At 40.3% G+C, this 20,708-nt stretch carries 20 protein-coding genes; 18 read left to right on the top strand and 2 right to left on the bottom strand.

Annotated elements, in window-relative coordinates:
* Nucleotides 1–118: 118 nt before the first annotated feature.
* The 12 genes from uvrA to nusB all read left to right on the top strand — a co-directional run bounded on the left by uvrA (nucleotide 119) and on the right by nusB (nucleotide 9,865).
* Entirely contained in the window at nucleotides 119–2,944 is a 2,826-nt protein-coding gene (uvrA, locus tag ADH51_RS05150) for an excinuclease ABC subunit UvrA (RefSeq protein ID WP_037611178.1), read from the top strand.
* A 97-nt stretch (nucleotides 2,945–3,041) separates the two neighbouring features.
* The gene (locus tag ADH51_RS05145; protein ID WP_048674959.1) at nucleotides 3,042–3,272 is read left to right on the top strand and encodes a DUF3923 family protein; all 231 of its coding nucleotides are present in this window, start codon (nucleotides 3,042–3,044) and stop codon (nucleotides 3,270–3,272) included.
* Nucleotides 3,273–3,457: 185 nt separating this feature from the next.
* Nucleotides 3,458–3,607, top strand: coding sequence for a hypothetical protein (locus ADH51_RS10110; RefSeq protein ID WP_162837454.1), 150 nt, complete (start codon nucleotides 3,458–3,460; stop codon nucleotides 3,605–3,607).
* A gap of 36 nt (nucleotides 3,608–3,643) precedes the next feature.
* A complete protein-coding gene (locus tag ADH51_RS05140) occupies nucleotides 3,644–3,844 on the top strand; it encodes a hypothetical protein (RefSeq protein ID WP_037604727.1) in 201 nt (66 codons plus the stop codon).
* A 267-nt stretch (nucleotides 3,845–4,111) separates the two neighbouring features.
* The gene (locus tag ADH51_RS05135; protein WP_048674957.1) at nucleotides 4,112–4,972 is read left to right on the top strand and encodes a thioredoxin family protein; all 861 of its coding nucleotides are present in this window, start codon (nucleotides 4,112–4,114) and stop codon (nucleotides 4,970–4,972) included.
* Between the two features lie 128 nt (nucleotides 4,973–5,100).
* The gene (locus tag ADH51_RS10155) at nucleotides 5,101–5,922 is read left to right on the top strand and encodes an ABC transporter ATP-binding protein (protein ID WP_048674954.1); all 822 of its coding nucleotides are present in this window, start codon (nucleotides 5,101–5,103) and stop codon (nucleotides 5,920–5,922) included.
* Nucleotides 5,912–6,634 carry a hypothetical protein gene (locus ADH51_RS05125; protein WP_239682170.1) on the top strand — a complete coding sequence of 241 codons (723 nt, stop codon included), beginning with the start codon at nucleotides 5,912–5,914 and terminating at the stop codon, nucleotides 6,632–6,634. Before ADH51_RS10155 ends, ADH51_RS05125 begins: the two co-directional genes overlap by 11 nt.
* A gap of 132 nt (nucleotides 6,635–6,766) precedes the next feature.
* Entirely contained in the window at nucleotides 6,767–7,828 is a 1,062-nt protein-coding gene (locus ADH51_RS05120) for a M24 family metallopeptidase (RefSeq protein WP_013991173.1), read from the top strand.
* A gap of 18 nt (nucleotides 7,829–7,846) precedes the next feature.
* The gene (locus tag ADH51_RS05115; RefSeq protein ID WP_002884736.1) at nucleotides 7,847–8,302 is read left to right on the top strand and encodes a deoxycytidylate deaminase; all 456 of its coding nucleotides are present in this window, start codon (nucleotides 7,847–7,849) and stop codon (nucleotides 8,300–8,302) included.
* 115 nt (nucleotides 8,303–8,417) lie between these two features.
* A complete protein-coding gene (gene efp / locus ADH51_RS05110) occupies nucleotides 8,418–8,978 on the top strand; it encodes an elongation factor P (protein WP_002891830.1) in 561 nt (186 codons plus the stop codon).
* A gap of 70 nt (nucleotides 8,979–9,048) precedes the next feature.
* Nucleotides 9,049–9,438: an Asp23/Gls24 family envelope stress response protein gene (locus ADH51_RS05105; RefSeq protein WP_002884704.1), complete on the top strand. Its 390-nt coding sequence runs from the start codon at nucleotides 9,049–9,051 to the stop codon at nucleotides 9,436–9,438.
* Nucleotides 9,431–9,865: a transcription antitermination factor NusB gene (gene nusB / locus ADH51_RS05100; RefSeq protein ID WP_048674951.1), complete on the top strand. Its 435-nt coding sequence runs from the start codon at nucleotides 9,431–9,433 to the stop codon at nucleotides 9,863–9,865. The genes ADH51_RS05105 and nusB overlap by 8 nt, the downstream gene beginning before the upstream one ends.
* Nucleotides 9,866–9,955: 90 nt before the next feature.
* Here the strand turns inward: nusB and ADH51_RS05095 are convergent, their stop codons facing one another.
* Complete coding sequence (locus tag ADH51_RS05095; RefSeq protein ID WP_048674949.1) at nucleotides 9,956–10,921, bottom strand: LacI family DNA-binding transcriptional regulator; 966 nt, start codon at nucleotides 10,919–10,921, stop codon at nucleotides 9,956–9,958.
* Between the two features lie 8 nt (nucleotides 10,922–10,929).
* Complete coding sequence (locus tag ADH51_RS05090) at nucleotides 10,930–12,372, bottom strand: sucrose-6-phosphate hydrolase (protein WP_048674946.1); 1,443 nt, start codon at nucleotides 12,370–12,372, stop codon at nucleotides 10,930–10,932.
* Nucleotides 12,373–12,561: 189 nt separating this feature from the next.
* On the opposite strand from ADH51_RS05090, the gene ADH51_RS05085 reads away from it, so the two are divergent.
* The 6 genes from ADH51_RS05085 to ADH51_RS05060 all read left to right on the top strand — a co-directional run bounded on the left by ADH51_RS05085 (nucleotide 12,562) and on the right by ADH51_RS05060 (nucleotide 20,686).
* Nucleotides 12,562–14,463, top strand: a complete 1,902-nt coding sequence (locus ADH51_RS05085) for a sucrose-specific PTS transporter subunit IIBC (protein WP_048674943.1) — start codon at nucleotides 12,562–12,564, stop codon at nucleotides 14,461–14,463.
* 182 nt (nucleotides 14,464–14,645) lie between these two features.
* Nucleotides 14,646–15,539 (top strand): fructokinase ScrK, encoded by an 894-nt coding sequence (gene scrK, locus ADH51_RS05080; protein WP_048674940.1) that lies wholly within the window; start codon nucleotides 14,646–14,648, stop codon nucleotides 15,537–15,539.
* Nucleotides 15,540–15,604: 65 nt separating this feature from the next.
* The gene (gene manA, locus ADH51_RS05075; RefSeq protein ID WP_048674938.1) at nucleotides 15,605–16,552 is read left to right on the top strand and encodes a mannose-6-phosphate isomerase, class I; all 948 of its coding nucleotides are present in this window, start codon (nucleotides 15,605–15,607) and stop codon (nucleotides 16,550–16,552) included.
* A 2-nt stretch (nucleotides 16,553–16,554) separates the two neighbouring features.
* Complete coding sequence (locus ADH51_RS05070) at nucleotides 16,555–16,899, top strand: hypothetical protein (protein ID WP_239682169.1); 345 nt, start codon at nucleotides 16,555–16,557, stop codon at nucleotides 16,897–16,899.
* A gap of 182 nt (nucleotides 16,900–17,081) precedes the next feature.
* On the top strand, nucleotides 17,082–19,631 hold the full coding sequence (gene secA, locus ADH51_RS05065) for a preprotein translocase subunit SecA (RefSeq protein ID WP_014635034.1): 2,550 nt from the start codon (nucleotides 17,082–17,084) through the stop codon (nucleotides 19,629–19,631).
* A gap of 23 nt (nucleotides 19,632–19,654) precedes the next feature.
* Entirely contained in the window at nucleotides 19,655–20,686 is a 1,032-nt protein-coding gene (locus ADH51_RS05060; protein WP_002891816.1) for a 3-deoxy-7-phosphoheptulonate synthase, read from the top strand.
* The last annotated feature ends 22 nt before the right edge of the window (nucleotides 20,687–20,708 follow it).

The following is a 20,708-nucleotide window of genomic DNA, read 5'->3' as shown; positions in this document are numbered from 1 at the left end:
ATTTTTGGGCTGGATAAATTGAAATTTTGTTATAATTATGAGAGAAAGTCGGGATGGATTTTCCATCCGTCTGTAGAAAGGAGCGGCAGTAGCTTTTGCGCTAGGGCCTCTTAAAAATATGCAAGATAAGTTAGTGATTCATGGAGCAAGAGCTCACAATTTAAAAAATATCGATGTGGAGATTCCGCGTGATAAACTGGTGGTGGTGACGGGCTTGTCAGGTTCTGGTAAGTCTTCTTTGGCCTTTGATACCATCTATGCAGAGGGGCAACGTCGTTATGTGGAAAGTCTCTCAGCCTATGCCCGCCAGTTTTTGGGAAATATGGAGAAACCTGATGTGGACTCGATTGATGGTTTGAGTCCTGCCATCTCCATTGACCAGAAAACAACAAGCAAAAACCCTCGTTCGACGGTCGGAACGGCAACAGAGATTAATGACTATCTTCGTCTTCTTTATGCCCGTGTGGGTGTTCCTTATTGTCCTAATGGTCATGGAGCCATTCAGTCGTCCTCTGTGGAACAGATTGTGGACGAGGTTCTAGCTCTTCCTGAGCGTACGCGTATGCAGATTTTAGCGCCGATTGTTCGTCGTAGAAAAGGGCAACACAAGGCCGTTTTTGAGCGTGTACAAAAGGACGGTTATGTTCGTGTTCGTGTAGATGGTGAGATTTACGATGTCACAGAAGTGCCAGAGTTGTCTAAGTCTAAAATGCATAATATAGAAGTAGTTGTAGACCGCTTGGTGAATAAGGATGGTATCCGTAGTCGTCTCTTTGATTCGGTGGAGGCGGCCCTACGTTTAGCAGATGGCTACTTGATTGTGGATACCATGGATGATAATGAGCTGCTTTACTCAGAACATTATTCTTGTCCGGTTTGTGGCTTCACAGTGCCAGAGTTAGAACCTCGTCTCTTTTCATTCAATGCGCCATTCGGCTCTTGTCCGACCTGTGATGGTTTGGGTAATAAACTGGAAGTTGATATGGATTTGGTTATCCCTGATGCTAGTAAGACCTTACGTGAAGGTGCTCTGGCGCCTTGGAATCCTATTTCGTCCAACTACTATCCAGCCATGCTTGAGCAGGCTATGGAGCAGTTCGGCGTGGATATGGATACGCCATTTGAAGATCTTAAAAAAGAAGAACAAGATTTGATTCTCTACGGATCTGGGGATCGTGAATTCCATTTCCATTATGTTAATGATTTTGGTGGGGTGCGTGATATTGACATTCCTTTTGAAGGGGTTGTGACTAATATCAATCGTCGCTATCACGAGACCAATAGTGATTTCACTCGCAATGTCATGCGAGGTTATATGAATGAGCTGTCATGTCCAACTTGTCATGGCTATCGTCTTAACGAAGCAGCACTCTCAGTTCGTGTTGGTGGTGAGAATGGTCTCAATATTGGTCAAATCTCTGATTTGTCTATTTCAGATCATCTTAAGGAAATCGATAACCTTGAATTAGGTGAAAACGAGGGAGTGATCGCTCGTCCAATTGTTAAGGAAATCAAGGATCGCTTGACTTTCTTAAATAATGTAGGCCTTAATTATTTGACTCTCTCTCGTATGGCTGGAACCCTTTCAGGTGGTGAGAGTCAGCGTATCCGTTTGGCGACACAGATTGGCTCTAACCTTTCTGGAGTCCTATATGTGTTGGATGAGCCTTCTATTGGGCTTCATCAGCGTGACAATGATCGCTTGATTTCAAGTCTTAAAAAGATGCGTGACCTTGGCAATACCTTGATTGTGGTGGAGCATGATGAAGATACCATGCGTGAGGCTGACTGGCTTATCGATGTGGGACCTGGTGCTGGTGCCTTTGGTGGGCAAATCATGGCTTCGGGAACTCCAGAGGAAGTGGCTAAGAACAAGAAATCAATCACCGGGCAATATTTGTCAGGTGCTAAATCAATTCCTGTACCGACGGAACGTCGTGTAGGTAATGGTCGTTTTATCGAGGTTACAGGAGCTAGCGAAAATAACCTTAAGAATGTATCTGTCAAGTTTCCGCTTGGAAAGTTGATTGCAGTCACAGGTGTTTCTGGTTCAGGAAAATCGACTTTGGTTAATGGAATTCTCAAGAAAAAAATTGCTCAAGAGCTCAATCGCAATAGTGAGAAACCTGGTAAACACAAATCAGTGACAGGCATTGAACATATCGAGCGATTGATTGATATTGACCAAAGTCCAATTGGGCGTACACCTCGTTCTAATCCAGCGACTTACACAGGCGTCTTTGACGATATTCGTGATCTGTTTGCTCAAACCAATGAGGCCAAGATTCGAGGTTATAAGAAGGGGCGTTTCTCTTTCAATGTCAAGGGTGGCCGTTGTGAAGCCTGCTCTGGTGATGGTATTATCAAGATTGAGATGCACTTCCTACCTGATGTTTATGTTCCTTGTGAGGTTTGCCATGGCACACGCTATAATTCAGAAACCTTAGAAGTTCGTTATAAGGGAAAAAATATTGCGGAGATTCTGGATATGACAGTTGATGACGCAGTTGACTTCTTTGCGGCTATTCCTAAGATTGCTCGTAAGGTACAGACTATCAAGGATGTAGGACTTGGGTATGTGACCCTGGGACAACCAGCAACAACCCTCTCAGGTGGTGAAGCCCAACGTATGAAGCTAGCTAGTGAGTTGCACAAACGCTCTACAGGGAAGTCTTTCTATATTCTAGATGAACCTACGACAGGTCTTCATACAGATGACATTGCGCGTCTCTTGAAGGTGTTGCAGCGTTTTGCGGACGATGGGAACACTGTTCTCGTAATCGAGCACAATCTGGATGTTATAAAGACAGCAGACCATATCATTGATTTGGGTCCTGAAGGCGGTGTCGGTGGAGGTACCATCGTAGCTACAGGGACTCCAGAAGAGGTAGCAGCTGTTCCAGAAAGCTACACAGGACAATATTTGAAAGAAAAATTGAAATAAAGGAAAAAGGGCTCTTTGAGTCTTTTTTTTGCTTTAGGCTGGTTTAAGTTGAGCTTGCTATTCTATGGTTAAGAAAAAAACATACAGGAGTCAGACTATGGTTAAAAAGCGTTTTTTTATAGGCTTTAATGGTATTCTTCTAGCCCTATTTCTAGATGTTTGTCTTTTGATTAGCATCCGTACAGTGGATCATCACGGCCATTTTCAATCAGCAACAGATAAATGGGAAACTTTGCTTTACGTTTTAGGAATTTATTTTACTTTTCTCCTTTTTGAAGTGATTTTTTATCTTATTCTGAAACACCGTAGAAATAAACAAGTTTTGTAACAGGTCCTATAAAGGCCTGGATTTTTGTGTTCAGAGATAGTGACATTTATGTCACTATTTTTTTGAAAAGAGAGAACCTATAATGACCTTATAGCCAAACCCACTAGGTTACCAAGACAACTAGTTTTTGAATAGTCCAAGTGGTTATTGCTGTATTTATTTTTGACAAGAAAGGAGAAATAAGAATGCGAACTAAGGCATATGGCGAAGAGCTCACTGCTGAAACCTTAGAAAATGTCACAGGGGGTGATTTTGTATCTAGACCTCAAACCTTACCTGAACGATTGGGTTGGAATAGATGGTGGTTGAAAAGAAAATACCCTTATGGTGATTAGAAGTTACCATGAGTACCAAATATGGGAAAGAGTAATATGGATAAACAGAAGAATAATCTTATTAGAAGTTTAAGCATTGTTATCGTGATTGTCTGGCTATTTATTGTGATTATAAATGCTACGTTAAGTTTCACCGAAGGCGTTGCCTTTATTGACCATTGTCTCGTCTGGTCAACACTTTCGCTAGCTTTTTCTTTGTTTGCGCTTAGGGTAGCGGGTAAGGACAAGGAGAAATGATTTTCTCTGCTAATTGCTATAGTCTCAGGTTGAGTTTATATACTTATCCTTTTCTTTTTGTCTTTAATTCTATGGAATGGTGACATCTATGTCACTATTTTTTATCTTGTTAAGCTCTTATAATGAAGTTCATAGCTTGGACCTAGTTGTTAAAGTGCTAATTAAATAGAAAAAGGAGAGAAATATGGTAATTAATGTCATGGTACCCTTGCTTTTGTTAATGGGTAAAAGATAAGATGTCACACAGTAAACAAATAAGGAGAACACATGAAGAAAATACAATTTATTTTGATGGCGAGTTTTGTTTTAGGTACTTGCCAGTTAGCAGTGCTTAGTGGAGCAGCGGATGAGCCAGATGTTAAGGAATCTACAATCGAATTATCCAATAATTTTGTTGAGAATAGTCAGGTAGATAATGTACAGATTTCTTCCGAAACAACCTCCGAACAAGTGGTTGAGAAGGCTGAATCTAATAGTGAGACAAAGGAAAATTCGCTTCCTCAATCATTACAGACAGGAGTGGCTGAGACAGAAGTGAGGTCCGAAGAGGTTTCGGTTGAAACTTATGAAAAGAATCTTGAAAACCTGAAGCCAGTCTCTTATAGTGATGTCACAAATATGTTGACTGAAGATGGCGGAGACCATATCCTTTATGTTGGCCGGCCAACCTGCTACTATTGTCGTCAAAATTCTCCAGTTTTGAAGGATTTCAATACCCTGATTGATGGTCAGCTTCTTTATTACAATACAGATTCGGATCAGCTGGACCGTGAGTCTCGTAAAATACTATTTGATAAGCTAGGTATTCCAGGGACTCCAAGTGTAATTCGTCTCAAAAATGGTCAATTGGTTTCTGGCTATCTTGGCAGTGCTCCAGATGCCCAAGCTATTTATCAGGCTGTTTTTAAGGAAGAAACTGAGAAAACGGAGACACCAGAGGGAACAGAGGTAGTAGAGAAGGCGGAAAATCCCTTACCTGAATCCCCCTCTGAAGATACTATCAAGGATAGTGATAAGGATGTAATTAATCATACTGAAGGGTCTGTTACTAGCCTAATGTCTCAAATTAAGCAAGTTTTTAGGAATCTAACAGACCTGCTTATAAGTCTTTTAGGGAAATTTTTCTAACAGACTATTTTCTAAATCGAGAAATAAAAGAATTTATCAAATATGATTTCATCGGACTTAATCTAAGGTCATTTCTTCGAGTATCATAAGCGATTGGGCTAGTTATTTAAACAAAGAAAGGTAAATACATGACAGTGCTAGCGGTGAAAGGCTTAACCTATAGTTTTGGAAAGCAAACCGTTTTGGATAATATCTCGTTCACGTTAGAGAAGGGGGATATTGCTGGTTTGATTGGTAATAATGGTGCAGGGAAGACGACCCTGATGAAACTAGTTTCAGGTATTTTGGCAGGACCCAAGGATATTATTGACTTAAAAACAAAAACTGTAGGAGCCTTGATTGAAGCTCCAGCCCTATATCCTAACATGACTGTTGAAGCAAACCTTAAATTTTATTGTAAATTGTACAGTAAGGATTATGCGTTGATTGATCGTTATAAGGACGAGTTGGAGGTTGCAGCCTATCTTAAACGCAAGGCTTCCAAATTGTCTTTGGGAATGAAGCAACGTGTGGGGTTGTTTATCGCCTTAATTGCTTCAGATGAACTCATCCTTCTTGATGAGCCTACAAATGGTCTGGACCCTAATGGAATCAACAGTCTCCTCACATTAATTAAAAAGTTAGCTAAAAATCATGGTCTAACCTTTATTATCTCAAGTCATATCCTGTCTAATCTTGAACAGGTTTGTACGAAAAACTATTTGTTGAAGAATCATAAGCTGATTTACTTAGATGATAGTGATAATGTCAAATACAAGATTTATACTGAGGATTTAAGTTTGAAGTCATTGATGTCTCTGTTCAAATTAAATGGTTTACCTTTTGAACGACAAAAACATGACATCTTAGTCAAAGGATTAGCAGCTGTTAAGCAGGTTATGGATCGGGAGGGAATTCCTTTTACTTATGAAAAAGAAGGATTAAGTGAGGTGCTATTCAATGAAAAGTAAATTGAGAACGGTATTTTTAAAGCAGGAATGTGTGACTAGGAGCGTTTTTGTTTGTCTTGGATTGGTAGCCTTGATTGGTGCAATTGTTATCTTATGTGATGGCTATAAGGGAGATTACCTTGGGCCATCAGCGATTATTGCCAGTTATTCCTTTATCGTGGATATCGTCTTTGCTTATCTAGCAGTATCTAGTCTTGGACGAGAATTTCAGAATCGAACAATTAATATGATTCGGGTGTCTTCCTTATCTGGACGCGAGGTTATTCTTCGAAAACTCTTAAGTTTCCTTGTGTTATCTATAGTTGCTGCTACTATTTTGGTTTTGGAGTTGGCCTTCTACAAGTATTCTGTGCAGCATGTAGATTTTCCTTTGTGGGATTATATCAGAGACATCTATATTGATTTCCTACTCTATGGAGCCTTTATTTATATGGTTTCCTCTTTGCTTGTCTTGTTTGTAAAAAATACCTTGACAGCCTTTGTAACGGCTTATTTTGGAGTAACAGGAATGACTTTCTTCACCCTCTATTTGGCTAGTTTAGGGGATACCATGACTAAGCTGATGACTTATGTGCCATTTAGTTTTATGCGAGCAGTTTTTACTAGCGGTCAACAGTTCTTCAGTCTTCGCGAAGCCCTTGTTTTGTTTGCTTGGACTCTGGTTTTGCTCTTCTTTGCGCCAACTATCTACGAAAAGCGAGCCTTTGTATAATGCTAATAAAGTCAGAGTTTCATCTGGCTTTTTCTTTATGACATCAAAAAAACACTCTAAAATGCCAATTTAATCCTTTAAAGTCTGAAAATTTGGTATAATTAACCTAAAATACCAAAGGAGTAATTCATAATGCAACTTAGACTTGAACGATTTGATGCCAAACTTGCCCAATCAGGCCTTGATGCCTTGTTGGTGACAGGACAAAAAAATATCTATTATTTAACAGATTTCTGGGGGACAAATGCGACTGTCTTCATTACTAAGAATCGTCGCCTCTTCTTAACGGATTCACGTTATACCCTCATTGCCAAACAATCTGTGCATGGCTTTGATATTATCGAAAGTAAGGATCCGCTTAAGGATATTGTTAAAATTATCGAGGCTGATAAACTGGAAATAATCGGATTTGATAATCAGGTATCATTTGCTTACTATCAAGGTCTTCAAGCGATTTTTGAAGGCTACACTTTATCACCACAAAGCAACTTCATGGAAGAGTTGCGTATGATCAAGGACGAAAAAGAATTGGCAACTATCCGTAAGGCTTGTTCTATCTCAGACCGTGCCTTTACAGATGTACTTGATTTTATTAAACCAGGTCAAACAACAGAACTACAAGTGGCAAACTTCCTAGATTTCCGTATGCGTGAGTACGGAGCTTCAGGGGTTTCCTTTGAGTCTATCATTGCTTCAGGTTACCGTTCTGCTATGCCTCATGGGGTTGCTTCAGAAAAGGTTATCCAATCTGGTGAAACCTTAACGATGGACTTTGGTTGCTACTACAACCACTACGTTAGCGATATGACTCGTACTATCCATATTGGTGACACCACTGATGAGGAGCGTGAAATTTATGATATCGTTCTACGTTCTAACCAGGCCTTGATTGACGCAGCTAAGGCTGGTATGACACGTCGTGACTATGATAAGGTTGCGCGTGATGTTATTGTCGAAGCGGGGTACGGTGACTACTTTACACATGGTATTGGACATGGTATCGGTCTTGACATTCACGAGATTCCTTACTTTGGTAACTCTGATGAGACTATCGAAGCTGGTATGGTCTTGACGGACGAGCCAGGTGTTTATTTGGCTGATAAATACGGTGTTCGTATCGAAGATGACATCATTATCACAGAAAATGGTTGTGAATTGATTACCCTTGCGCCTAAGGAATTGATTGTTCTCTAAGATTTGGAGGAATACTTTATGCCAAACCGTTTATCTTGGCAAGATTATTTTATGGCTAATGCAGAGTTGATTTCTAAGCGTTCTACGTGTGATCGTGCCTTTGTTGGAGCTGTTTTAGTCAAGGACAAGCGTATTATCGCTACAGGTTATAACGGCGGAGTTTCTGAGACTGATAACTGTAACGAAGTAGGCCACTATATGGAAGATGGTCATTGTATTCGTACGGTACACGCAGAGATGAATGCCCTTATCCAATGTGCCAAAGAGGGGATTTCTACCAAAAATACAGAGATTTATGTGACGCATTTTCCTTGTATCAACTGCACCAAAGCCCTCTTGCAAGCTGGTATCGTAAAGATTACTTACAAGGCCAATTATAGACCGCACCCATTTGCGATTGAGTTGATGGAACAAAAGGGTGTTTCTTATTTGCAACATGATGTTCCAGAGGTTCACTTAGGAATGGATGACTAGTTTGTTCTTTGGAAAAAGCCTGAGGATTGGGCTTGAATCTATAAAACATTTGAGCCATGCTGTCATTTATGGTAGAATAAACTGATAATAATTTTTTACAAAGAGGTATTTAATAATGATTGAAGCAAGTAAACTCCGTGCGGGTATGACTTTCGTAACTAACGATGGCAAATTGATCAAAGTTCTTGAAGCTAGCCACCACAAACCTGGTAAAGGTAACACAATCATGCGTATGAAATTGCGTGATGTTCGCTCAGGTTCAACTTTTGATACTAGCTACCGTCCAGAAGAAAAATTTGAACAAGCAATCATCGAAACAGTACCAGCACAATACTTGTACCAAATGGATGATACTGCATACTTCATGAACACTGAAACATATGACCAATATGAAATCCCAGTAGCCAACGTTCAAGAAGAATTGAAATTTATCCTTGAAAACTCAGACGTAAAAATCCAATTCTACGGAACAGAAGTTATTGGTGTTCAAGTTCCAACAACTGTTGAATTGACTGTTACTGAAACACAACCATCTATCAAAGGTGCAACAGTTACAGGTTCAGGTAAACCTGCAACACTTGAAACTGGTCTTGTGGTTAACGTTCCAGACTTTATCGAAGCTGGTCAAAAATTGGTTATCAACACAGCTGAAGGTACTTACGTATCACGTGCCTAAGCCCAACTAAGTCTTTCAAACCACTGGTTTGAAGGCTTTATTTTCCAAACTAACGGAAAGGAAACATGCGATGACTACAGAAAATATCGGTGAAATTGTAATTGCCCCTCGCGTGCTCGAAGTGATTACAGGTATCGCTGCAACTAAAGTGGAAGGTGTTTACGCCCTTCAAAATAAAAATGTTACGGATAGTCTCAGCAAAACAAGCTTGGGACGTGGTGTTTACCTCCGAACAGAAGAAGATGGTACTGTAAATGCTGATATCTACGTCTCACTTCAGTATGGGGTTAACGTACCAGCGGTTTCAATTGAAATTCAAAAGGCTGTTAAAGCAGCTGTCTATGATATGGCAGAAGTGGCAATTTCAGAAGTCAATGTTCACGTTGAATCTATTGTTACTGAAAAGTCACAAAAACCAGACTTGGCTGAATTGTTTAACGAGGATTTTTTGAATGACTAATATCTTTAAAGATTCACGTCGTGACCTTCGTGAGCGTGCTTTTCAAACGCTTTTTGCCCTTGAATTTGGTGGAGAAGCTCTGGAACAAGCACTTTTCGCTTACACTTATGACAAGCCAATTGACGAAGAAACTGAAGTTGATGTACCAGCCTTTCTCCTTAGCCTGGTAACAGGTGTCCGTGAAGAGTTGGCCCAACTTGATAGTCAAATTGAAGAAAAGTTGAAAGAGAGTTGGAGCCTCTCACGTTTGATTGTGACAGATCGTACTCTCCTTCGTTTGGGACTTTATGAAATCACGTCATTTGAAGAAACACCAGGACGTGTAGCTATTAACGAAATCATTGAAATCGCTAAAAAATATTCTGATGAAACATCTGCTAAGTTCATTAATGGTGTACTTAGTCAGTTTGTGACAGATGAAGCATAAGCAAAAGAAGTTGAGCCTTGTTTCAACTTCTTTTTTTCTACAAATGTAACAAGAAAAAAGTCGCAAGCGGAGATTTCTTGCGACTTTCATTTATATACTGCTACCAGCAATCAGACTCACTGGAAGTACATAATCACGATTAACTGTTTTGCCTTTAATTTTCTTGAGAAGAATTTCGACACAAAGTTTAGCAATTTCATCCAAAGGTTGTTGGATAGTTGCTAACTCTGGGTAGAAGTGACGGATAAAGGCGGTACCGTCATAACCGATGATTTTTAGGTCATCTGGGATAGAAAGTCCCAATTGTCTAGCTATCTTCATAACCAAGATAGCTGTTAAATCGTCCGAAACAAAGATGCCATCTGGTTTTTCACGAGAGATAATAGATTTGATTTCTAATTCTCGTCGCATGAGAGACAAATCGTTTGGAACAGGACAAATAATACCTTCCTTGTCCAATTCATAATTAAAACCTAGTTGACGAAGTCCTGTTGGAGAATCCGAATTATCATAGCCTGTAATCATGACAATGCGTTGACAGCCAGCCTTGACCATAGCTCTTGCGGCTAACTTGCCACCTTCAAAGTTGTCAGACGAAACAATAGGAATCTTTGGGGCGAGATTACGGTCGAAGGCAACGATGGGAGCTTCAACCTTCTCATAATCCTCAATACCAAGATTGTGACTAGATGAGATGATGCCGTCACATTGGTTGGCGGCGAGCATCTCCAAATAGTCCCTCTCCTTGTTAGGATCATGCTCACTATTACAAATAATGGTTTTATAACCTTGCTTAAAGAGTTCATCCTCAAGACGTTCAATAAGTTCGGCATAAAATACATTGGAAATATTTGGGAAAATCAAGCCAACGAGTTTGGCCGACTTTCCTTGAAGACCTCGAGCTAAATTATTAGGTTTATAGTTGAGTTCTTGCATAGCAGCGTGAACTTTGTCAATGGTCTTCTGTGAGAGGTAGCCCTTTTTGTTTATGACGCGAGAAACTGTGGTTGGGCTCACACCAGCCAGTTCGGCAACGTCAGTAAGCTTTGCGACCATAAATCACCTTAGTATTTCAAGTCGAAGTAGTGTCCAGAAACGTTTCCTGACGTTACTTTGATACCAGTTTGTTCTGCACTTGGGAAAACACGACTAGTGAAGACTTTCTCACCTTTGTTGAAGTAAATTTCAACGATTGAGTTATCTACAAAGATGTTTGCTGTTGCAGCTTGACCGGCATCAAGTGTACATTCACGACTTGTTCCAAAGTCAGTAGCATATTGTTCACCAGCTTTAGAACGGTCAAGGATAACTTTTCCGTTTTCAGTATCAACTGTAAGTGACAAGCCATTTCCTTCTTGGTCTGCGAAGAGGACAAGTTCTGTTTGAGTGTTAGCTTCAAAGTTAAGTTCAAGCTCGTAAGTGTTAGTTGTTGCCGTTTTTTCAGAGAAATCTTCTTGGCTAGCACGTAAGCTTGTAATGGCTTCGACTGGATATTGGTAGAGTTTGCCATCTTTAATAGACAATTCTTTAACCAAGCTCATAGCCCCTTGGTAGTCGTATTTGTCAGTTGGATAGTCCACATCTGGAAGACCGATCCAGCTGACAATAAGGGCACGACCATCTGGAGTATTAAAGCCTTGAGTTGCATATGCTTCAAATCCGTAGTCCAAGTTGATAATTGGTGTGCCATCAACGAGGGCAGGTTTTTCTGTGTCGAAATCTTGGAAAATCTTATAAGTGTTAGGGTAGATGTTACCGTAGTCAAGTTCAGCTTTATCGAGACCTTGTGGGCTATAAAGAAGAACAGGTTTGTCATCTACAAAGACAAGGTTAGGACACTCAATCATGTACTCTGACCCAGTGCCACCAAAGTCAAGATTACCAACCTCAACCCAGTTTTCGACATCATTGTCTACTGCCTTGTAAAGTTTGATATAACCTTGTTTATCGTGGTTTTGAGCACCTACGATAGCGTAGAATTGTCCCTTGTAATCGAAGATTTGAGGGTCACGGAAGTGCCCAGTAGCGTCAGCAGGTTGTTTGATAAGAACCTTGTCGAATTTTTCGATTTTGCCGTCTTTATCCATCCAAGCGCCGATTTGACGTGGGTCACGAACCCAGTTTTCATCACGAACGTTCCCAGTATAGAAGATAAAGAGTTTATCACCGATTTGATAAGCAGAACCTGAGTAGGCACCGTGGCTATCATTTTCATGGTCTGGCAAGAGTTTGACACCAGTTTCTGTAAAGTGAACCAAATCTTCAGTTTCAGTATGCACCCATTGTTTCAAACCATGAGCAGCTCCAAATGGCCAACTTTGGTAGAAAAGTTGGAACTTACCATTAAAGTAAGAAAAACCGTTTGGATCATTAAGAAGCCCTGTTTCTGGTTCGATATGGTAACTTGCACGCCAAGGTGATTTAGCGACATTTTCTCTAATCTTTGTTTTTTCTTCGTCTGTCCAATCTGCGTATGGACGGTAACGAACTTCTGTTGGTAGATTCATATTTAGTAATCTCCTAATCTATTTGTTAATAATATAGTAAACGTTTTACCTAGAAAAATCAACGATTTATCATAAAAAAACAAAAAATTATGCTAAACGGTTGACATATGACAGAAAGATGCTAAAATAGTTACCGTAAAGAAAAGCTAAACGCTTTCATACCAAATTTTATTAAGGAGAATTTTGCAAATGGATAACAAACAAATTGCAAAAGAAGTCATCGATGCCCTCGGTGGACGTGAAAACGTCAACAGTGTTGCTCACTGTGCGACTCGTCTACGTGTGATGGTCAAAGATGAAAACAAAATCAATAAAGAAAAGGCTGAGAACATTGAAAAAGTTCAAGGTGCTTTCTTCAACTCAGGTCAATACCAAATGATTTTTGGTACAGGTACTGTTAACAAGATTTACGACGAAGTCGTTGCTCAAGGTCTTCCAACAGCATCTAAAGACGAACAAAAAGCAGAAGCTGCTAAACAAGGGAACTGGTTCCAACGTGCTATCCGTTCATTCGGTGACGTTTTCGTTCCATTGCTTCCAGCTATCGTAGCGACTGGTCTTTTCATGGGTATCCGTGGAGCAATCAATAACGATACAGTTCTTGGTTTGTTCGGTACAACATCTAAAGCTTTTGCTGCTACAGATTTCTATACTTACACAGTTGTATTGACAGATACAGCCTTCGCTTTCTTCCCAGCTTTGATTTGTTGGTCAGCCTTTAACGTCTTTGGTGGTTCACCACTTCTTGGTTTGGTTCTTGGTTTGATGATGGTTAATAACGCCCTTCCAAATGCTTGGGACGTTGCATCAGGTGCAGCTAAACCAATCTACTTCTTTGATTTTATTCCTGTAGTAGGTTACCAAAACTCAGTTCTTCCAGCCTTCTTCGTAGGTTTGCTAGGTGCTAAGTTTGAGCAATGGGTTCGTAAATGGGTTCCAGACGTTCTTGACCTACTCTTGCGTCCACTTATCGTCTTCGCTGTAATGTCAGCTTTGGCCCTCTTTATTATTGGTCCTGTCTTCCATACTGTTGAAAGCTATGTTCTTGCTGCTACAGAATGGATTCTTAACTTGCCATTTGGTCTTGCTGGTCTTGTTATTGGTGGTGTTCACCAAGTTATCGTCGTTACAGGGGTTCACCACGTCTTCAACTTGCTTGAAGCTAACCTTATTGCAAATACTGGTAAAGACCCACTTAACGCAATCATCACAGCTGCTATGACTGCACAAGCTGGTGCGACACTTGCAGTTGGTGTAAAAACTAAAGATGCTAAATTGAAAGCACTTGCTTTCCCTGCAACTCTTTCAGCGGTACTTGGTATCACTGAGCCAGCTATCTTTGGGGTTAACCTTCGTTTCGGTAAACCATTTATCATGGGTCTTATCGCCGGTGCTGCTGGTGGTTGGTTGGCATCAATCCTTAACCTTGCTGGTACAGGATTTGGTGTAACAATCGTTCCTGGTACACTTCTTTACCTTAACGGTCAAGTACTAAAATATGTTCTTATGGTACTTGTAACACTTGCTCTTGGTTTTGCTCTTACTTGGATCTTCGGTTACAAAGAGGAAGAAGTTGAAGCTCAAAAAGAAGTTGTTGCTGAAGATATTGCATCTGCAGAATCAACTCCAGTTGCATTGCAAGCTGAAACAATCGCTGCACCACTTAAAGGTGAAGTTGTAGCTTTGGAAAATGTTAATGACCCAGTCTTTTCATCAGGAGCTATGGGGAAAGGTGCCGCTATCAAACCTTCAGGTAACCAAGTAGTTGCACCATTTGATGGTGAAGTGCAAATCGCCTTCCCAACAGGTCACGCTTACGGTCTTAAATCTGATAAAGGTGCTGAAGTGCTTATCCACATCGGTATCGACACTGTCTCACTTGACGGTAAAGGATTTGATGCTAAAGTTCAAGCAAATCAACGTATTAAAAAAGGTGATGTCTTGGCTACCTTCGATAGCTCAGTAATCACTGAAGCAGGTCTTGACGATACAACTATGGTTATCGTTACAAACACTGCAGACTTCGAAGATGTTTCATCAGTAGCGACTGGTTCAGTTGCTGAAGGTGCAGACTTCATCGCAGTTAAATAATAAGCTAGAAAAGTCGAAGCCAATTCGGCTTTTTTAGTTAAAAGTCTCATAAAGAAAAGTATGAAGCAGAGTAGTCTGTACCTTGTCAAATAAGGCCTCATTTAGATTGTCTTTTATCCTGCTTTTCTTTATAATAGTATAAGATAGTTATTTATAGATCACAGAAGGAGATAGCTTTAGATATGGCTAAACTTTACGGAAGCTTGGAAGCTGGTGGTACAAAATTTGTTTGTGCTGTCGGTGATGAGAAATTCCAAGTCGTTGAAAAAACTCAATTCCCAACAACTACACCTTACGAAACAATTGACCGTACGATTGAATTTTTCAAACGTTATGAAGATCAATTGGTTGGAATTGCAATTGGTTCATTTGGACCAATTGATGTTGATCCAAACTCTGAAACATATGGTTTTGTGACTTCAACTCCAAAACCACATTGGTCAAATGTCGACCTTCTTGGTTTGATTGCTAAAGAGTTTAATATTCCTTTCTACTTTACGACTGATGTTAACTCCTCTGCTTATGGTGAGACACTTGTTCGTAAAAGTGTTAAGAGTCTTGTTTACTACACTATCGGAACTGGTATTGGAGCCGGTGCTATTCAAAATGGTGAGTTCATTGGTGGTATGGGTCACACTGAAGCTGGTCACGTATATGTACCTCTTCACCCAAATGATGTTTCCAATGAATTTAACGGAACTTGTCCATTCCACCGCGGATGTTTGGAAGGTTTGGCTGCTGGTCCATCACTTGAAGCCCGTACAGGTATTCGTGGCGAATTGATTGAGCAAAATTCTGAGGTTTGGGATGTTCAAGCTTACTACATTGCTCAAGCTGCTGTCCAGGCAACTGTGCTCTACCGTCCAGAAGTTATCGTCTTTGGTGGTGGTGTTATGGGGCAAGAACACATGCTTCGTCGTGTTCGTGAAAAATTCACAGCTCTTTTGAATGGTTACCTTCCAGTACCAGATGTAAATGAGTATATTGTGACACCCGCTGTTTCAGGTAATGGTTCTGCAACGCTTGGTAACTTCGCACTTGCTAAAGACGTAGCTGATAAGCATGCAAACAAATAAACAAAATATGTAAAATCGCTTTAAGAGATAATCTTAAGGCGTTTTGCTCTATACAGGAGGGTGTAATGGAACCTTTATTTTTAGATTCACCAATGCATGAGAAAATCTGGGGAGGTAATCGCCTCAAGACAGAGTTTGGTTACGATATTCCCAGTGAACACACTGGTGAATACTGGGCAATTTCTGCCCATCCTAATGGTGTATCCTATGTCAAAAACGGAAAGTATGCTGGTTTCCACCTGGCAGAGCTTTACAAGGATAAACCGGAACTTTTTGGAAATCCCAAGACTAGTGTTTTTCCTTTGTTGACAAAGATTTTGGACGCTAATGACTGGCTCTCAGTACAAGTACACCCTGATGATGCTTATGGACTAGAGCATGAAGGTGAGCTAGGAAAGACAGAATGTTGGTATATTATTGATGCTGAAGAGGGTGCAGAGATTATTTATGGTCACAAGGCTAAGACCAAGGAAGAATTGGCGTCCTTAATTGAAGCAGGTGATTGGGACGGACTTTTGTCGAAAACTCCTGTTAAGAAAGGTGACTTTTTCTTTGTACCAAGTGGTACCATGCATGCTATTGGTCCAGGTATCTTGATCTTAGAGACTCAACAATCTAGCGATACCACTTACCGTGTCTATGATTTTGATCGTAGGGATAATCAGGGCAATAAACGTGAACTTCATATTCAACAGTCTCTTGATGTCTTGAATCTAGGGAATCCTGAAAATAGTGTCCCAGCAACTGTTAAGACCTTGCAATTAGAGTCGACTTGTTTGACATCAAACTCCTTTTTCACTGTGTATAAATGGAAACTCAGTGGCTTGGTTGACTTCAAGCAATCAGCTCCTTATTTGCTTTGTTCCGTACTTTCTGGCAATGGGACCATGACTATCGATTCACGCATTTATTGTCTAAAAAAAGGCGATCACTTCATTCTTCCAAATGATGTGACAGATTGGGAAATTGATGGACAATTGGAGATGATTGTCAGTCACCCTAACGAGGCTTAAGTATGAGTAATGAAAAAGTTTTAGTGGCACTATTTGAGCATATTGAAATCAACAAATCCTATTATTTTGAGGGAGCTTATTATCGTCTGAAAGACTATGGCGACCACATTTATGGCTTACAACGGGCAATTCCTGGTATGTGTGGTGAAAAAACAGCTTCCCCTAGCATCAAATTTTACTGGAAAAATGGTGTCTTGGACTATCAATTCTACGTTGATTTTGAAGCTAGTCCTATGATAATGAAGGCCTATAGTAGCACCGACCATGTTTTCTTTGAGCAGGCTTTTGAAAATCTTTTGCATGATTTTGAGGATATTCTAGAGAGCCAAGAAAACTCTGAGAAGTAGGTATAAAGTATTATTGTCGATATTTTCAGTGAATCTAATAAAAAAGTTTTACTTTATTTGCGAATTCATTGTGAAAGCCCTTAAACTAGGGCTTTTTTCTTTGTCAATCCTTGAGTGATTTCTTGTTTAAAGGGGGCTTTTGTGGTAAAATATGGAGATAAAGACTGTCGAAAGGAAAAAAGATGGCAAATATATTACGCAAAATCATTGAAAATGATAAAGGCGAAATTAAGAAACTAGAAAAAACTGCCAAGAAAGTTGAGAGCTATGCTGATGCAATGGCGGCTCTTTCAGATGAAGAACTTCAGGCAAAAACAGAAGAATTTAAAAAACGATATCAAAACGGAGAAAGCCTAGACCAACTCTTGCCAGAGGCATTTGCAGTTGTTCGTGAAGGGGCAAAACGTGTCCTTGGACTTTTCCCATATCGTGTGCAAATCATGGGTGGTATCGTTCTTCACCATGGTGACGTACCAGAGATGCGTACAGGGGAAGGGAAAACCCTGACTGCGACCATGCCTGTTTACCTAAATGCTATTTCAGGTGAAGGTGTACACGTTATCACCGTTAACGAATACCTTTCAGAGCGTGATGCGACTGAAATGGGTGAGCTCTATAGTTGGCTTGGTTTGTCAGTAGGGATTAACCTTTCTGCCAAATCACCAGCTGAAAAACGTGAAGCTTATAACTGTGACATCACTTACTCAACCAACTCAGAGGTAGGTTTCGACTATCTTCGTGATAACATGGTTGTTCGTAAGGAAAACATGGTACAACGTCCATTGAACTATGCCTTGGTCGATGAGGTTGACTCGGTTCTTATTGATGAAGCCCGTACACCATTGATCGTATCAGGACCTGTAAGTTCAGAAACTAATCAGTTATATCACCGTGCGGATGCTTTTGTTAAAACATTAACAGAAGATGATTATGCCATTGATATTCCAACAAAAACAATTGGTTTGAATGACTCAGGTATTGACAAGGCTGAAGAATTCTTCAACTTGGACAACTTGTACGATATTGATAATGTTGCCTTGACTCACTATATTGACAATGCCCTTCGTGCCAACTACATCATGTTGCATGATATCGACTATGTGGTAAGTCCTGAGCAAGAAATTCTTATCGTCGACCAATTTACAGGTCGTACCATGGAAGGTCGTCGTTTCTCAGATGGACTCCACCAAGCCATCGAGGCAAAAGAAGGTGTGCCAGTTCAAGAAGAAACGAAGACATCTGCCTCAATCACTTACCAAAATATGTTCCGTATGTACAAGAAATTGTCAGGTATGACCGGTACTGGTAAGACCGAGGAAGATGAATTCCGTGAAATCTATAACATGCGAATCATTCCGATTCCAACTAACCGTCCAATTCAACGTATTGACCACGATGACCTTCTTTACCCAACCTTGGATGCTAAATTCCGTGCTGTGGTACAAGATGTTAAGCGTCGTTATGAAAAGGGACAACCAGTCCTTGTTGGTACGGTTGCCGTTGAAACATCTGACTTGATTTCTAAGATGTTGGTTGAAGCAGGCATTCCTCATGAAGTGCTTAATGCTAAGAACCACGAAAAAGAAGCGCATATTATCATGAATGCGGGTCAACGTGGTGCCGTTACGATTGCGACCAACATGGCCGGTCGTGGTACCGATATCAAACTTGGTGAAGGTGTTCTTGAACTTGGTGGCCTTTGTGTTATTGGTACAGAACGTCACGAAAGCCGTCGTATTGATAACCAGTTGCGTGGTCGTGCGGGACGTCAAGGGGACCCAGGGGAATCTCAATTCTACCTTTCACTTGAAGACGAATTGATGCGTCGTTTCGGTTCTGATCGTATCAAGCAAGTCTTGGAACGTTTGAATGCTGATGATGAAGATATCGTTATCAAATCACGTATGTTGACACGCCAAGTGGAAGCGGCTCAAAAACGTGTCGAAGGAAATAACTACGATACTCGTAAACAAGTCCTTCAGTACGATGACGTTATGCGTGAACAACGTGAAATCATCTACGCTGAGCGTTATGATGTTATCACAGCAGAACGTGACCTTGAACCTGAGATTAAGGCTATGATTAAGCGTACGATTAACCGTACGGTAGATGGTCACAGCCGCAATGATCAAGAGGAAGCTCTTAAAGGTATCTTGAACTTTGCTCGTCAGGCCTTGGTTCCTGAGAATGCCATCTCACTTGAAGATTTACGAGAAGTGGGAGAGGTAACGAAACGTAGTGTTAATTATGACGCTATTAAAGTTTACTTGAATGAGTTAGCAGATGATGTTTATGATCGTCAAATCAAGAAATTGCGTTCAGAGGAAGCTATCCGTGAATTCCAAAAAGTCTTGATTTTGATGGTTGTTGATAACAAGTGGACGGACCATATCGATGCCCTTGATCAATTACGTAATGCCGTTGGTTTGCGTGGTTATGCCCAAAACAACCCAATCGTTGAGTATCAATCTGAAGGGTTCAAGATGTTCCAAGATATGATTGGGGCAATTGAATATGATGTGACACGTACAATGATGAAAGCACAAATTCATGAACAATCTCGTGAAAATGTGAATGAACGTGTGTCAACAACAGCAACAGGCAATATCCAGGCTCACCAAGCAGATGCTAATGGTCAAGAAATTGACTTTAGTAAGGTTGGTCGTAATGACTTCTGTCCATGTGGCTCTGGTAAGAAATTTAAAAATTGTCACGGTCGTAAACAATTTTAGGAAAAAAGAAATAGGTAATTATTATGGTTTTTAAAGCAGTAAGTGAAAAAATTGATTTTGATGCAGTTAAAGAATCAACTACATTGACAGGTGAAGCCCTTGCCAAGAAACAAGCTCGTGATAAAGAGCTTGAAGCAATCATCAAGGGTGAAGATGACCGTACGCTTTTAGTTATTGGTCCATGTTCATCTGATAATGAAGAAGCTGTTCTTGATTATGCTCACCGTTTGGCTAAACTTCAAGAAGAAGTTAAAGATAAAGTCTTTATGGTTATGCGTGTCTATACAGCTAAACCTCGTACAAATGGTGATGGCTATAAAGGACTTGTACACCAACCTGATGCTGAAGGGAAACCAAACCTAATTAACGGTATCAAGGCTGTGCGTAACCTTCACTACCGTGTTATCACTGAAACTGGTATCACAACTGCTGACGAAATGCTTTACCCAGAAAATCTTCCTTTGGTAGATGACCTTGTGTCATACATTGCCGTTGGTGCACGTTCTGTAGAAGACCAACAACACCGTTTTGTTGCGTCAGGTATTGATGTTCCAACTGGTATGAAGAATCCAACATCAGGGAACCTTAACGTGATGTTTAACGGTATCTACGCTGCACAAAACAAACAAAACTTCCTCTTTAACGGTGAAGAAGTTGAAACTCCAGGGAACCCATTGGCACACGTTATTCTTCGTGGTTCAACGAATGAATATGGTAAAAACGTGCCTAACTTCTACTATGATGATGTGCTTGAAACAATTGAACACTATGAACAAATGGGCCTTGAAAATCCATTCATCGTTATTGATACAAACCATGATAACTCAGGTAAACGTTACTTGGAACAAATCCGTATCGTTCGCCAAACCTTGATTAACCGTGACTGGAATGAAAAAATCAACAAAGTTGCACGTGGTTTCATGATTGAATCTTACCTTGAAGATGGTCGTCAAGATGCACCAGATGTCTATGGTAAATCAATCACTGACCCATGTCTTGGTTGGGATAAGACAGAAGAATTGATTCGTGAAATCCACGATACATTGTCAAAATAATAAGGTAACAGAAACCATATAT

It is taken from the genome of Streptococcus sp. 449_SSPC (assembly GCF_001073005.1).
Classification (GTDB): domain Bacteria; phylum Bacillota; class Bacilli; order Lactobacillales; family Streptococcaceae; genus Streptococcus; species Streptococcus salivarius_F.
Note: the sequence above shows the minus strand (reverse complement) of the source record. Positions and strands in the feature narration are given on the sequence as shown.

Excerpts from the sequence above, each read along its gene's own strand:
- uvrA (WP_037611178.1), top strand. The coding sequence starts at position 119 with ATGCAAGATAAGTTAGTGATTCATGGAGCAAGAGCTCACAATTTAAAA.
- ADH51_RS05145 (WP_048674959.1), top strand. The coding sequence starts at position 3,042 with ATGGTTAAAAAGCGTTTTTTTATAGGCTTTAATGGTATTCTTCTAGCC.
- ADH51_RS10110 (WP_162837454.1), top strand. The coding sequence starts at position 3,458 with ATGCGAACTAAGGCATATGGCGAAGAGCTCACTGCTGAAACCTTAGAA.
- ADH51_RS05140 (WP_037604727.1), top strand. The coding sequence starts at position 3,644 with ATGGATAAACAGAAGAATAATCTTATTAGAAGTTTAAGCATTGTTATC.
- ADH51_RS05135 (WP_048674957.1), top strand. The coding sequence starts at position 4,112 with ATGAAGAAAATACAATTTATTTTGATGGCGAGTTTTGTTTTAGGTACT.
- ADH51_RS10155 (WP_048674954.1), top strand. The coding sequence starts at position 5,101 with ATGACAGTGCTAGCGGTGAAAGGCTTAACCTATAGTTTTGGAAAGCAA.
- ADH51_RS05125 (WP_239682170.1), top strand. The coding sequence starts at position 5,912 with ATGAAAAGTAAATTGAGAACGGTATTTTTAAAGCAGGAATGTGTGACT.
- ADH51_RS05120 (WP_013991173.1), top strand. The coding sequence starts at position 6,767 with ATGCAACTTAGACTTGAACGATTTGATGCCAAACTTGCCCAATCAGGC.
- ADH51_RS05115 (WP_002884736.1), top strand. The coding sequence starts at position 7,847 with ATGCCAAACCGTTTATCTTGGCAAGATTATTTTATGGCTAATGCAGAG.
- efp (WP_002891830.1), top strand. The coding sequence starts at position 8,418 with ATGATTGAAGCAAGTAAACTCCGTGCGGGTATGACTTTCGTAACTAAC.
- ADH51_RS05105 (WP_002884704.1), top strand. The coding sequence starts at position 9,049 with ATGACTACAGAAAATATCGGTGAAATTGTAATTGCCCCTCGCGTGCTC.
- nusB (WP_048674951.1), top strand. The coding sequence starts at position 9,431 with ATGACTAATATCTTTAAAGATTCACGTCGTGACCTTCGTGAGCGTGCT.
- ADH51_RS05095 (WP_048674949.1), bottom strand. The coding sequence starts at position 10,921 with ATGGTCGCAAAGCTTACTGACGTTGCCGAACTGGCTGGTGTGAGCCCA.
- ADH51_RS05090 (WP_048674946.1), bottom strand. The coding sequence starts at position 12,372 with ATGAATCTACCAACAGAAGTTCGTTACCGTCCATACGCAGATTGGACA.
- ADH51_RS05085 (WP_048674943.1), top strand. The coding sequence starts at position 12,562 with ATGGATAACAAACAAATTGCAAAAGAAGTCATCGATGCCCTCGGTGGA.
- scrK (WP_048674940.1), top strand. The coding sequence starts at position 14,646 with ATGGCTAAACTTTACGGAAGCTTGGAAGCTGGTGGTACAAAATTTGTT.
- manA (WP_048674938.1), top strand. The coding sequence starts at position 15,605 with ATGGAACCTTTATTTTTAGATTCACCAATGCATGAGAAAATCTGGGGA.
- ADH51_RS05070 (WP_239682169.1), top strand. The coding sequence starts at position 16,555 with ATGAGTAATGAAAAAGTTTTAGTGGCACTATTTGAGCATATTGAAATC.
- secA (WP_014635034.1), top strand. The coding sequence starts at position 17,082 with ATGGCAAATATATTACGCAAAATCATTGAAAATGATAAAGGCGAAATT.
- ADH51_RS05060 (WP_002891816.1), top strand. The coding sequence starts at position 19,655 with ATGGTTTTTAAAGCAGTAAGTGAAAAAATTGATTTTGATGCAGTTAAA.